Consider the following 12940-nt stretch of genomic DNA (forward strand, 5'->3'; position numbering starts at 1 on the left):
TTATTTCTCCCGCATTGCAATTGAGAAGAGCTCTACAGTTTCTGTTTTGACGGCCTGCTGTCTGTCTCGTCGCTTGACGATTTCCTGCAGGCTGCTGTCGGTGCTGGCAGGCCGGCCTACGGCCGAAATGCGAAATCCGAGCTCTTCGGCGGCTTCCGCGTCCAAAACGTTTCTGAGGTCTATGAGGACCGGCTGGCGCAAGTGCTGTTTGAGCTGAACCAAGTCGATTTTCTTGATGGCCTCCCATTCCGTCACGACGACGACGGCATCGGCATTCCATGCGCATTCATAGGGATCCTCAAAGAACTCGACTCCGTCGAGGACCTTTGCGGCATTCTCGATGCCGACGGGATCATAAGCCCGGATGCGCGCACCCGAACGCTGCAGCGCTTTGATGAGCGGCACCGAAGGTGCATCACGCATGTCATCGGTATCGGCTTTGAAGGTGAGGCCAAGGATGGCGATGGTCAGGCCGTCTATGTCGCCGTCAAACGCCTCTACGACCTTTTGCGCCATGCGCCGCTTGCGTGCGTCATTGGCCGTAACGGTTTCCTCTACGATGCCAAGTGTTACCCCGTAATCCTCAGCGGTCCGCAGAAGCGCCAGCGTATCTTTCGGAAAGCAGGAGCCACCATAGCCAGGTCCGGCTGTGAGGAAGCTCGCTCCGATGCGTTTGTCGAGCCCCATGCCAAGCGCCAGTTCCCTCACATCGCTGCCCACTTGCTCGCAAAGATCGGCCAGCTCGTTGATGAAAGTGATCTTGGTGGCCAGAAATGCGTTCGCGGCATATTTGATCAGTTCGGCAGTGCGACGCATGGTGACGATAACAGGCGTATTCTGCAGCGCGATTGTGCTGTCATACAGTTCGATGAGGCGCTTTTTCGCCCGCTCGTCTTCGACGCCAATCACGACGCGATCCGGGGTGAGGAAATCGCTGACGGCGACGCCCTCGCGCAGGAATTCCGGATTGGAGGCGACGGAGAAGGTGCCGGCTTTGCGGACCGAGCCGATGATCCTCTGCAGCACGTCCCCGGTGCCGACAGGCACCGTCGATTTCACCACCACTACCGTATCGTTCGCAATGAGCGACGCAAGTTCGCGCGCTGCCATATAGACAAAGGAAAGGTCGGCATCTCCTTGACCGGGGCGTGTCGGCGTGCCGACAGCTATGAAGACGATGGCGGCTCCTGCCACTGCTTCGGCCAGGTCGCAGGTGAAGTTCAGCCGTCCCGCGGCGTAGTTGCGTTTGACCAGTTCGTCGAGGCCGGGCTCATAGATCGGCATCCTGCCTTGTCGGAGGCCGGCAATCTTTTGAGCATTCTTGTCCATGCAGACGACGTTGTTGCCCCATTCGGCAAAGCATGTGCCGCTGACCAAGCCTACATATCCAGTTCCAATAATAGCTATTTTCATCTGAGTTAGCGCCAATGGCGTCCTTCTTGTCATGAACCGTTGTTGTCGGTGTCGCTCACCCGCCAGTGCGGATTGAACGTCAGCCTGTGCAATCCGCGTCCGCCGATTCCGGCGCCCGCGACCGAGAAGCGATCTTCGAACAGCATGTAGCCGTCCGTATTCCATGTCAGCGACCGGATGCCGTCATGGCCGTGTTCGATGGTGCCGATGCATGGCAAGGCGATCAGGGCAAGCAGACTGCTGGCAAGCACCGGACGATAGAAACGCCTGCTCACGCACACGGTGTTTTCGCGCGTGTGTTGTAGGACGATGATGAGCAGGAGCAGCGTGTAGATGGCGGCATTCAGCGTGGCGAAGATGTAAAAGCCGCCGGTTTCTTCCGCGGTTGCGACGGATAGCACCGGGAGGATGGAAATCAGCGACAGCAGACCGTAAGCCGCCAGGATCCGGAGAGGTAGCGGATCAACTTCGGACGTGCCTTTTGGCGTGACGCGAAAATCCACGAAAGATCCCGTTGCCCAATCGCGAACGGCTGCCAGAGCTCCGGCGAGCGCCCACGGCCAGCGAGCGAACAGAAACAATGTCATTTCCCAGCTGAGGATCTTGGCGTCTACCGGCCTGAACGTGCCGGTGCTGCGCCAACGATAGGCAAACAGGATCAGCAGGACCGACTGCGGTATGAAGTGCAGCAGAAAATCGGGATAGGAGACGTCAATGAAGCTTCTTCCCCGGAAAAGCGCAATCACGGGCAGGATAAACATCAGCCCCATGAAGAGCGAAAAAAGAGAATACCAGAGCTGGGAAAACAGGAACTGGGCCTTGAGGCGCAGCGGCAGTCGTCCAATCAACTTCGGCGAATGTTGCAGCAAGATCATCATCAGGCTGCGCGACCATTGGAATTCTTGCGTAATCAGATCGGCGAACGTGCGCGGACCATCGCCATGGGCTATGGCATCGAGCGCATGAACGCCGCGCCAGCCATGTGCATTCATCATCAGCGTGGTCGAATGATCCTCGGCCAGTTCGGGACCAAGCCCGCCGATGTTCTGCAGGGCTACGGTGCGAATGGCATAGTGCGAGCCGATGCAAAGCGGCGAGAGCCTGCCATTGAAGCCCGCCTGGAGCGATCCATGCATACTGGCTTCCGCATAGAGGCGCCCACGCGCCGACCAGCTTTCGTGCGCGTTGTGGTCGCAAATGCTGGGTGCGGACACATAGCCGACCGCCGGGTCGGCGAACGGGCGCAGCATCTGGAAAAGATACCCTTGTTCAGGCACATGATCGGCATCGAGCTGGACGACGAAGTCATAGCCCTCATAGCCGTAATGATCGTAGAAGAAGGCGAGGTTGCCTTCCTTGCATCGGGTGCGCCGCGGCCAAGTCTGGCGGTGATAATCTTCGCGCCCCTTGCGGGTGGAAACATGAACGCCATGCCTATGGCACCAATCGAGCGTCGCAGGCGACGGATCTTCATCGGCGAGCCAGGTGTCGTGCGGCACGTCTTGCGCCAGCATGGCGCGTAATGTCCGTGCCACCACGGCAAAAGGCTCCGACGGTGCCTTCGTCACCACCATCGCGACGCGGCTGCCGGCGGGTAGGCGCAAGCGCCCGTGTGGCTTCTGGGCACGATAGAATACCACGATAAAATAGGCGGGAATGATTGTGACCCACGCCAACACCAGGGTCACCAGAATGGAGCCGGAGAGGTCCACATAATGTGCCGGTTCAAACCACCAGCGCCAGAAATAGACGAGCGCAGCAGACCATAATGCGGCGCCGGCCAGATATTCGGCGCGTCGATAGCCTTGCAGGACCGGCGTCATCAGGGGTTCGTCTTGCGGGCCTTGAGCCTGTGTCTTGTAAGGGTTCATTGCCGCACCTCCAGTCCGAAGAAAGGGGCAGCGGTTCGAATGATCGTCTCTATATCCGAATAAAGAGCCCGGAAGCCGAGTTTCTCGGCGGCAAGGTCCGAAGCTGCATAAAGGGCAGGAGGATCGCCTGCCCGGCGGGCACGCATCGCGACAGGTACCGGATACCCGCAAACGCGTCCGATCGCATTCACAATTTCCTTGATGGACGTTCCCTGTCCGGTGCCCAGATTAACGGCAAGGTCGCCGCCGCCGGCCAGCAGATATTCAACCGCCAGCACATGGGCCCGCGCAAGATCGAGGACATGAATGTAATCGCGGATGCATGTGCCATCCGGCGTGTCGTAGTCGTCACCGTAAACTTCAAGAACGTCGATGGAGCCGGATGCCGCTAACAGTGCGCGGGGGATGAGATGTGTCTCCGGATAGTGCCATTCACCGAGTTCCCGCTCCGGATCGGCTCCAGAGGCATTGAAGTAACGCAGCGCCACATAGTGCAACCCATAGGCTGCCGAATAATCGGCGAGCATATGTTCGGCGATCAGCTTTGTCCGGCCATAGGGATTTATCGGGCGCCGGGTCTCGCATTCGCGGATCGGCAGATGATCCGGAGTGCCGTAGACCGCGCAGCTCGACGAAAATATCAGCTTGTCCGCACCCGCGCGCCGACAGGCCTCCAGCAACGAATGCGTGCCGTTCACATTGTTGGCATAGTATTTTGCCGGGTTTTCGACGGACTCGCCGACATAGGCCGAGGCAGCGAAATGTATGACCGCTGCAGGGCGATAGGTCTCGATCGTCTCGGCAAGAGACTGCGTGTCGAGAATATCCCCCTCGATGAAAGGCCCCCAGCGCACCGACGAGAGATGACCCGTCGAAAGATTGTCATAGACAATCGGCTCGAAGCCTTGCTTGTACAGGAGTTTGGCGGTGTGGCTGCCGATGAAGCCGGCGCCACCCACGACGAGTACTCTGCGCCTGGACATCACGCAACCTCGACAAGCTCGCCGCTGGGCCGAACCAGTTGACGTTCAAAGTAAGAAACGGTGGACTTCAGGCCATCTGCCAACGCAACAGACGGCTCCCAGCCCAATTCGCGTTTCGCGACCGTGATATCGGGGCGACGCTGGCGGGGATCGTCGATCGGCAACTGCCTGTAGACAATCTTTGACGACGATCCCGTCATCGAGACGATCTGCTCGGCAAGCTCTCGCACGGTGAATTCGACCGGATTGCCAAGATTGACCGGGGTGTGAATAGCCGTCTGGTCACCCATCAACCGAAGGAAGCCCTTGATCAGATCATCGACGTAGCAGAAGGAACGTGACTGCGAGCCGTCGCCATAGACGGTAATATCCTGCCCCTTGAGGGCCTGGACGATGAAATTGGAGACAACGCGGCCGTCGTCGGGGCGCATGCGCGGTCCATAGGTATTGAAGATGCGCGCAATCCTGATATCGACGCCATATTTCACGTGAAAGTCACGGAAAAGCGTCTCGGCAGATCGCTTGCCTTCATCATAGCAGGAGCGTGGACCGAAGGAATTGACGTTACCCCAGTAGCTCTCCGGTTGCGGGTGCACCAGCGGATCTCCATAGACTTCCGAGGTGGAAGCCTGGAATATCCGCGCTTGATGACGCGCGGCGAGCTCCAGGAGATTCAGCGATCCGAAAACGCATGTTTTCATCGTATGGATCGGGTCTGCCTGATAGTGCGGCGGCGAGGCCGGGCAGGCTAGATTGTAGATCTCGTCCACCGGCACATCGATCGACGAGATGATGTCGTGGCGGATGAAACTAAAGGTGTCGAAGCGCAGCAGATGCCATAAATTGTCCATCCGTCCGGTCGAGAAATTATCGACGCAGATGACTTTGTGACCGTCATGTAGCAGTTGATCGCAAAGGTGTGACCCAAGAAACCCTGCGCCCCCCGCAACAAGAATTGTGCGGCGTTCTGTGCTTTCCAGAGACAAGTGTGTAGATTTGAACGCGATGTTCATCAAACCCTCCCAACAAATTCAATACAAACCAAAGATCACAGGAAAAAAGACTTGCTGGCTTTCACCTATATGTATCGATGGCGGGAAATTATTCTCTCAATTTCCGATTATAATTTACTAATATTTAAGGAAGGTGTCGTTATCCGGGAATTCTAAAAGTTTGCAATCTGTCCATTTGTTTGTCTAGATTTGGCTTAATTTAGATAGCCAACTGAGCCGATGTGGCGCAATTTCATTTCAATTTTCGATGATTAACACGATATTCTATGCTGAATTTATTATATAATTTAAGAATAATTCAAATATTTTACTATGAAATAGATCAATATTATTCCGTGATGTCTCTCAAGTTGAGCCGCTACTCGATTAGATTGGCGATCCGATGGGACAATTTACTGCCGACGGTGCTTATGACGGGAAACCGACATACAACGCAGCCATCAATCATAACGCGGCGGCGGCCATCGTCATTCCGCCTTGCGCCAACGCGGTCGAACCAATCGACGATAGAGGTGCCGGACAAAGGGATCAGCATATCGCTGCTATCAGCAGAGGCGACCGGATGAAATGGCAGGGCTCCTGCGGCTACGGAAGCGTTCGCTGGTCGAGACTGCAAGAGGGCGATAGAAGTCCATCATCGGTCGCCGTCTGTGGGCATAATCGCTGCTTGGCGAGCAGACCGAAGTCGCCATCGGCTGCGCCGCCCGCAACCGAATGCTTGACTGCGCACGCCCAAAATCCGTCCGCCGTAAGGCAGACACGGAATAATCAGCCATTTCAAAGATTGCCATTCCCCTCAAACCCCGATCCGTGCGACGGCGGTCGAGACTAGGCAAATACCGCGACGAGAACGGACAGCCAGATCAAGACGACTCCCAGCGCCAACGCTCGCCTGGCGGCTACGACTTTCTCCTCGCCCTCTTCCGCAACAGGGGTCGTGACAATCCAAGGTACCGAGCCAAGCGCTGCAAATCCGATGAGCGCCAAAATCACGACGACATAGTCGGAGCTGCGCCAGTGCCCGGGCTCATACACACCCCAGTAGCCAAGGAACGCCATCCCCACCGCGAACATGGTCGCGGAGGCAGAGCAAAGCCCCGTAACAGAACCTGACGGCGCGCGCATCTCGCATCCCTTCTGTGCCGGTCAATCCATGAGGCGATTTCCATGGCGGCGCAAATCGCCTTCGTACATATGTGTCAGGAATCAGGCGCCACGTGAAGCGATGATCAATCGTGAATGATTTACGGCGTTCCAAACGCACAGTGAAATGACCGACCGCGGTACTTGACTGACGAGTTCCTCCGTTCGCGGCAAGCGCCTGTGCTCAGGCTGATTGCCTCAAAGTGCAAGGGCGAGTGTCAATCGGCATGAGGTCCCGGTGCCAATAGGCGCCATAAGCTCGCGCAGTCTTGTACCAAGCGCGGCAACTGACATAGTGATCACGATCCTGAAGACGTTGCGCCTCAGCGTTTTGCCGTGACTGTATAGAGACGCGCGAACCGAGGGTCTTCAAGCGTGGCTTGACCGAAGGGAGCCTGCCTCCAGCCCTTGGCGCAACAAAGGCGACCTATGAGCCATTTTCACAAAATTGGAACTATATTCTAATCCGGCCGTTGAACCATATGCAAATCAAGGAGGATATGCATATGCGAAAGATAATTATTGCCTGCGCGGCAGCCCTAACCATGGGCGCGTTTGCCCTGCCTGCCTTCGCTGATGAAGTGATCGTTGACGGGCCTTCATATGATCAGGGTGATCAAGGCTATCGTCATCATCGCCATCGTCCAGGCGTGACCATCAGCGACCAAGGCATTTCTGTCGGGTCGGTCCGCGACCGCGATCGGTACGACCGCCACAATGATCGCGGCCGGTGCATGACCAAGAGCGTTACCCGCACGAATGACGATGGTGATCAAGTTACCAAGACCATGCGACGCTGCAACTAACAGCGCCGATGACATTCGTGGTCAATGTTGGACATAACTGACGTTCCGACCCTGAAGCGGTGCCTTGTGTGCAAGGCTGCAGGGTCGGGTCTCTTCGATTAACCGACGCAGAGGTTTCCCTCACTTCCGCCCCGATGAAACTGGTCAATCCCCTATTGTCGATCTGTCCACCTCAAGGCGCGCAGTCCAGAGTCGCCTTTAGCACAGCCTGCTTTCCGCATGCTTCAACCTCGGCGGCATAACACCTTGGGGTTATATCAGGCCGTGGCCGCTTCCGTCATGCTTCCTTCATAAACAAAAAAACGGCGGGCGGAGACCTGCGCGGGAATAGCTGATTCATCTGCACTGCGCAGTTTCCAAGAAGATAAACAAAAACTCTTCGCGGAGGCGGAACATGAACAACATTGTGAAACTTGACCGTACGCTCGGGCTTTGGTCCGTCGTGCTCTTCGGCCTGGCTTACATGACGCCGATGATCGTCTTCGGCACCTTCGGTGCGCTGGCAACGGCAAGCCAGGGGACGACGGCGATGGCCTATCTCGTGGCCGCCGGAGCAATCCTTCTGACGGCCATCAGCTACGGCGTCATGGCACGCGTCTATCCGGTCGCCGGATCGGCCTATACCTATGCCCGCAGATCGATCAATCCGAGCATCGGATTCCTTGTCGGTTGGGCGGTTCTGCTCGATTATTTCTTCCTGCCGATGGTTATATGGCTTATCGGCGCCGCCTATCTGACATCCGCTTTTCCGAGCATTCCAGGCTGGGTCTGGATCGTCGGCTTCATAGCGGTGACGACAATTGTCAACGTCGTCGGTATCGCCTTTGCCAATCGCGTCAATTTCATCTTGATGGTGGTGCAGCTCGCGGTTCTCGCAGTATTCGTTTTCCTGGCCGCGCGATATGTCGTTGCCCTGAACGGCCCCGGCGGCCTTGCCTCCATCACACCATTCTTCAAGACGGATGTGTCGTTCTCGGCGTCCGTCGCCGGTGCTGCCATCGCCGCTTACTCGTTCCTCGGCTTTGACGCGGTATCCACGCTGACTGAAGAAACCAAGGATGCCAAGCGCACGATGCCGAAGGCGATCCTGATCACGGCACTCGCCGGCGGCCTGATCTTCATCGCCTCGGCCTATGTCACGCAGCTTGCCCATCCGGGTTTCGAATTTGTTTCCGCTGATGCCGCAGCCACTGAAATCGCCAAAACGATCGGCGGCGATCTGTTCGTCACGATCTTCCTCGCCACGCTTGTCGTCGCGCAGTTCACCTCCGGTCTTGCCGCCCAGGCAAGCGTTGGTCGCCTGCTCTATGCAATGGGGCGCGACAAGGTCCTGCCATCAACCTTCTTCGGCAGCCTGCATCCGAAGTGGCATACGCCGGTGCTCAACCTCAGCCTTGTCGGCATCGTCGGCCTGCTGGCGCTGACCATGGACGTGACGACATCCACCTCCTTCATCAACTTCGGCGCATTCCTGGCTTTCACGGCCGTCAATATTTCGGTGATTGCTCTCTATCTGAAGAACAATGCGGAGGTTAAGCCGCTTGGCGCCCTGATCGGTCTCGTCATTCCGTCCGTGGCGGCCGTCTGCGATCTCTTCCTGCTCTGGAACCTTGACAGCAATGCCAAGATCCTCGGTCTTGTCTGGCTGGTGATCGGCATCGTCTATCTTGCCTATCTCACCCGTGCCTTCCAGACGGCTCCTCCGGAAATGGATTTTGTGGAATAGACGATCACGTCAAAAAGGAGGCTCGGCTTGCGGCCGGGCCTCATGCCAGAAACAGACGGAACAACTCGGCCTGGCTCGAGATGTTCAGCTTTGCGTAAACCTGCCGGCGATGCACCTTAACCGTATTCGGAGATAGGGACAGAACCGACGCAAGCGAGAGGGTGGAATGTCCCTTCAGGATCAGCGTGACGATCTCCAGCTCGCGCTTGGTGAGCAAGGGATGCTCGATCTTCGAGGCTGGCGACGCAGTCTTGCTATTCAGAGAGAGGCTCGGGACATGGAACCAGTGCCGTTCACCCAACGCACAAACGACCGGTGCGGCGGCTCTCAGGCGCTTCAGATCCTCGTCGGAAAACAGTGGCGCGATACCGGTTCTCGACAGGGAGAGAACGCCGACAAAGTTGCTCTCGAGCTTCAGCACGAAACCGATCTCATCGACGATCTCGGTTGTCGCATAGTGCAGCCGGAAATATTCGGTCTCGGCGAAATCATCGGGAGCCAGATCGCGCATCACGATCATGCGTTCGCTGCTGTCGTTGCGGACGGCATCGTAGAACGGGTCGAGCACGAACGCTCCGGCCAGATAGCGATCGACGATAACAGACCGTTTGGCGACGATCCTTTCGTTGTAGAGATCGAAAGCGTTTCCATCCGGAGAGTAGAGGAAGCCGTTCATCATCTGGAACGGAGACAGAAGGCGCAGCGCCGCAGCCAGGGCATCGGGAAACTCGTGCGAGCCGATGGCGCTTGCCGCAGCACCGAGACTGGCGTTCCAGACGTCGAAAGACGGCGTCTGGGTGTTCGATGTCGCAGCGGAACTCATCGAAAAAGCAGACCTTTCCTTGCAATCCCTTTATCGGACACAGCAATGACCGTGGTAGCACGCACGCTTTACCTGCGAAATGCAATAGGCCGGAAAGAACGGAAACCGATCTCGTGAACAAGCCCCAGAGAAATCTTTCAATGCGCCATCCACTCGACCTTCCAGCCACCGAAATCGCAAGCGGTATCCGCTCGGGGCAGTTCACCGCGGAGGCGGTCGTCATCGAGTCGATTGACCGGGCAAGATCCATCAATGCGACGCTCAACGCGTTCACGATGATCCGCGAGGAAGAGGCGCTTGCCTCGGCTCGCAATGCGGACCGGGCCATTTCCGAGGGCAAGACCGGTGGCCCGCTTCATGGCGTGCCCTTCGCGGCGAAGGACCTGACACCGACGAAGGGAGACCTGACCACGCTCGGTTCCTGGACTTCGGGCGATTGGGTGCCGGGGGAAACCGCGCTTTGCATCCGCCGGCTCGAAGCGGCCGGTGCGATCCTGATCGGTAAGACGGCGACACCGGAATTCGCCTATGCAAGCTTCACGAAAAGCCCGCGATGGGGCGCCACGCGCAATCCTTGGGATCCTGAGAGAACTCCCGGCGGTTCCTCCGGCGGCTCGGCCGTGGCCGTCGCAACTGGCGTCGTGCCATTTGCTGAGGGCACCGACATGGGCGGCTCCGTTCGCATTCCCGCCGCGTTCTGCGGTGTGGTCGGGCTGAAGCCAAGCCTTGGCCGCATTCCCATGACGATCTTGCCAAGCGTTTTCGACAACATCTCGCATTTCGGACCTTTGGCACGAACCGTTGGCGATGCCGTTGCTTTTATGGAAGCAGCCAGCGGCCCCAGCGACGATGATATCATGTCGCTGCCCTTGAGTTTTTCTGCGCAGGCCGCGCGAAAGGGGAGTTTGGAAGGCAAGCGTTTCGCCTTCTCCATGGATCTCGGATATTACCAGATCCAACCCGAAGTCGCCGCTGTCATGCGCGAGGCGATCGGGAAAATTCGCGACCTGGGCGCCGTCGTCGACGAGGTGCCGATGCATTGGACCCGGGCCGTCAACGACCAGTGGTTCGACGTGTGGTGCGTGTTCATGTCTTCATTTTTTGGCGAGCGACTGACCCAGCATGAGCATCATATGGATCCCGCCGTCGTCTCGATGATCGAGCGCGGACGGGTCGCCAACGCGACGGACTACAAGCGAGTGGAGCTGCTCCGCACCTCGATGTGGCGGGACATGGCAAAGCTTTTCGAAAGCTACGACGCGCTGCTGTGTCCGACCTGCGCGATCACAGCACCGCCATTGAACGAATGCGATGACGACTATGTCGCGACATTGCCGGACGGCAGCTTCGCGGGCCTTGATATGACCTGTCCATTCAACCTGCTGCCCCAGCTTCCCGCCCTATCGCTGCCTGCCGGACGCGCGTCCAACGGCTTGCCGGTCGGGCTTCAAATCGTCGGCCGGCGCTTTGCGGACGAACAGGTCTTGTCTTTCGGCGCAGCAATGGAATCCTCTCTGTCACCGTCATGATCATTGGCTTCGTGTCCAGGCGCGATAGCCGATGCCTTGAACCTTGCCGGTGATCCGTACGAGGAACGCACATTGCGCGGCGGTCATTTGGAACCCCTGTCTGGCACTCAGACGATGATGTAACCTCCGAGGCTGAATGCAAGGACTCATACGGAGGAGCTGCTCATGGCTATCGAGGAGACAATCATCATCGGTGCAGGCCCGGCGGGGCTGGCATGTGCCTCGGCACTCCGCGCAAAAAGCTGCCCTTCCATCGTCCTTGAAGCCGCAGACAAGCTCGCAGCTTCGTGGCGAAGGCACTACGATCGGCTCCATCTACATACGGAAAAGAGGCACTCGGCACTTCCGGGAAGGCCGATGCCGGCGGGCTTTCCAAAGTATCCGTCGCGACTGCAGATCATCGACTACCTCGAGGACTACGCGCTTGCGAATGACCTTCAAGTGATTGCTGGCAAGACGGTCACATGCGTTCGCAGGAAAGCGAATTGGGTCGCCGAGACCGCCGACGGCGATGTATTCGAAGCGAGAACCGTCATAATCGCTACCGGACTGTCAAACTCGCCAGTCCGACCAAACTGGACTGGTCAGGACACGTTCAACGGAAATATCATCCACTCTTGTGAATACCGGAACGCTTTTGACCTCAACGCAGGTCGAATACTGGTGGTCGGCTTTGGAAATTCGGCGGGAGAGATCGCGCTCGAATGCGCCGAAGCGGGTCTTGAGGTTGCCATGTCGGTTCGCGGTCCGGTCAATATCGTTCCGAGGGAAATGTTCGGCGTGTCGACCGCGACAATCGCCATCGCTCAACAACACCTGCCGTACAGATTGGTTGATGCATTCAATGCGCCTCTTCTGCATTTGCGCTACCGCGATATCGAGGGAATGGGGCTCACGCGCTCCAAGCAGGGACCTCTGACCACGATGATAGAGCGAGGCCGAACGCCCTTGATCGACATCGGCACGATTGCAAAGATGAGAGATGGCCGGATCAAGGTGTTCCCCAGCATCGAAATATCGGACGGTTCGAGCGTGCTCTTCACGAACGGCCAATCTGCGGAATTCGATGCGATTGTGCAGGCGACCGGCTACAGGCCGTCTCTCGATGCGCTATTGCCCGACCTGGCTGAACGACTTCCGGATGGCGGCAAACCGGCAAGGAGCGAGCTTCATCCGGCAAAGGATGGCTTGTATTTCTGTGGCTTCAATGCCGCCACAACGGGCCTCCTGCGCCAGATAGGAATCGAGGCGCGGCTAATCGCGAACTCGATCGCCGAGACAAAGTCCGCGAGCATTTGACTGCGACACACGGCGTTGCCTCGATCCGTGCACGGCCTTTCTCTAGTCGATATAGGGCTCACCTTTCGAAGGAAGCTGTGCGAGACGGCCATACTTATCCTACGGCAATTCGTAGAAGGACGGCGCCACATTATAGTGCTCGGCCGTGGCAAACGCGTTGAAAGCAAACCGATGCGAACTGCCACCGGCGAGTTATGAAACGGCCTCGGTGATCTTCAATGTATTTCCATAGTAGTCTTCATCGTTGACGGTACGTGCCGATTGACAGGTCAGCACCGAAAATGTTTCGCCGCTTCACTCTTCTCCTTCTCTCGCTTGTCAATACCGTCTTCCT

10 protein-coding genes and 1 pseudogene are annotated in these 12940 nt (G+C 57.5%); 5 read left to right on the forward strand and 6 right to left on the reverse strand.

What is annotated here, in order from left to right; genetic code table 11:
* The 4 genes from JTP94_RS18665 to JTP94_RS18680 are packed head-to-tail and all read right to left on the reverse strand — an operon-like array spanning position 1 to position 5280.
* Positions 1–1413 (reverse strand): UDP-glucose/GDP-mannose dehydrogenase family protein, encoded by a 1413-nt coding sequence (locus tag JTP94_RS18665; RefSeq protein WP_204851951.1) that lies wholly within the window; start codon positions 1411–1413, stop codon positions 1–3.
* Positions 1414–1442: 29 nt separating this feature from the next.
* Entirely contained in the window at positions 1443–3284 is a 1842-nt protein-coding gene (locus JTP94_RS18670; protein ID WP_204851952.1) for a glycosyltransferase family 2 protein, read from the reverse strand.
* Entirely contained in the window at positions 3281–4267 is a 987-nt protein-coding gene (gene galE, locus JTP94_RS18675; RefSeq protein WP_204851953.1) for a UDP-glucose 4-epimerase GalE, read from the reverse strand. The genes JTP94_RS18670 and galE overlap by 4 nt, the downstream gene beginning before the upstream one ends.
* Positions 4267–5280: a UDP-glucuronic acid decarboxylase family protein gene (locus JTP94_RS18680; RefSeq protein WP_204851954.1), complete on the reverse strand. Its 1014-nt coding sequence runs from the start codon at positions 5278–5280 to the stop codon at positions 4267–4269. The genes galE and JTP94_RS18680 overlap by 1 nt, the downstream gene beginning before the upstream one ends.
* A gap of 337 nt (positions 5281–5617) precedes the next feature.
* Here JTP94_RS18680 and JTP94_RS18685 point away from each other — a divergent pair.
* A pseudogene (locus JTP94_RS18685) lies at positions 5618–6048 on the forward strand (IS5/IS1182 family transposase); the annotation flags it as partial.
* A gap of 60 nt (positions 6049–6108) precedes the next feature.
* On the opposite strand, the gene JTP94_RS18690 reads toward JTP94_RS18685, so the two are convergent.
* Positions 6109–6405 (reverse strand): hypothetical protein, encoded by a 297-nt coding sequence (locus JTP94_RS18690; RefSeq protein WP_204851955.1) that lies wholly within the window; start codon positions 6403–6405, stop codon positions 6109–6111.
* A 398-nt stretch (positions 6406–6803) separates the two neighbouring features.
* Between JTP94_RS18690 and JTP94_RS18695 the strand changes: the two genes are divergently transcribed.
* Both JTP94_RS18695 and JTP94_RS18700 read left to right on the forward strand, forming a co-directional pair.
* A complete protein-coding gene (locus JTP94_RS18695; protein WP_246755038.1) occupies positions 6804–7229 on the forward strand; it encodes a hypothetical protein in 426 nt (141 codons plus the stop codon).
* 394 nt (positions 7230–7623) lie between these two features.
* Positions 7624–8955 carry an APC family permease gene (locus tag JTP94_RS18700; protein ID WP_204851956.1) on the forward strand — a complete coding sequence of 444 codons (1332 nt, stop codon included), beginning with the start codon at positions 7624–7626 and terminating at the stop codon, positions 8953–8955.
* A 40-nt stretch (positions 8956–8995) separates the two neighbouring features.
* Here the strand turns inward: JTP94_RS18700 and JTP94_RS18705 are convergent, their stop codons facing one another.
* Positions 8996–9778, reverse strand: coding sequence for a helix-turn-helix transcriptional regulator (locus JTP94_RS18705; RefSeq protein ID WP_204851957.1), 783 nt, complete (start codon positions 9776–9778; stop codon positions 8996–8998).
* A 140-nt stretch (positions 9779–9918) separates the two neighbouring features.
* Between JTP94_RS18705 and JTP94_RS18710 the strand changes: the two genes are divergently transcribed.
* Both JTP94_RS18710 and JTP94_RS18715 read left to right on the forward strand, forming a co-directional pair.
* Positions 9919–11307, forward strand: coding sequence for an amidase (locus JTP94_RS18710; RefSeq protein ID WP_204851958.1), 1389 nt, complete (start codon positions 9919–9921; stop codon positions 11305–11307).
* Between the two features lie 165 nt (positions 11308–11472).
* The gene (locus tag JTP94_RS18715; protein WP_204851959.1) at positions 11473–12606 is read left to right on the forward strand and encodes an NAD(P)/FAD-dependent oxidoreductase; all 1134 of its coding nucleotides are present in this window, start codon (positions 11473–11475) and stop codon (positions 12604–12606) included.
* Positions 12607–12940 lie beyond the last annotated feature (334 nt).

The sequence above is a fragment of the Martinezella lusitana genome (assembly GCF_016901135.1).
Lineage (GTDB): Bacteria > Pseudomonadota > Alphaproteobacteria > Rhizobiales > Rhizobiaceae > Rhizobium > Rhizobium lusitanum_D.

Bases quoted from the DNA above. Each gene is read 5' to 3' on its own strand.
- JTP94_RS18690 (WP_204851955.1), bottom strand. From the start codon at position 6,405: ATGCGCGCGCCGTCAGGTTCTGTTACGGGGCTTTGCTCTGCCTCCGCG.
- JTP94_RS18665 (WP_204851951.1), bottom strand. From the start codon at position 1,413: ATGAAAATAGCTATTATTGGAACTGGATATGTAGGCTTGGTCAGCGGC.
- JTP94_RS18705 (WP_204851957.1), bottom strand. From the start codon at position 9,778: ATGAGTTCCGCTGCGACATCGAACACCCAGACGCCGTCTTTCGACGTC.
- JTP94_RS18680 (WP_204851954.1), bottom strand. From the start codon at position 5,280: ATGAACATCGCGTTCAAATCTACACACTTGTCTCTGGAAAGCACAGAA.
- JTP94_RS18715 (WP_204851959.1), top strand. From the start codon at position 11,473: ATGGCTATCGAGGAGACAATCATCATCGGTGCAGGCCCGGCGGGGCTG.
- galE (WP_204851953.1), bottom strand. From the start codon at position 4,267: ATGTCCAGGCGCAGAGTACTCGTCGTGGGTGGCGCCGGCTTCATCGGC.
- JTP94_RS18710 (WP_204851958.1), top strand. From the start codon at position 9,919: ATGCGCCATCCACTCGACCTTCCAGCCACCGAAATCGCAAGCGGTATC.
- JTP94_RS18670 (WP_204851952.1), bottom strand. From the start codon at position 3,284: ATGAACCCTTACAAGACACAGGCTCAAGGCCCGCAAGACGAACCCCTG.
- JTP94_RS18700 (WP_204851956.1), top strand. From the start codon at position 7,624: ATGAACAACATTGTGAAACTTGACCGTACGCTCGGGCTTTGGTCCGTC.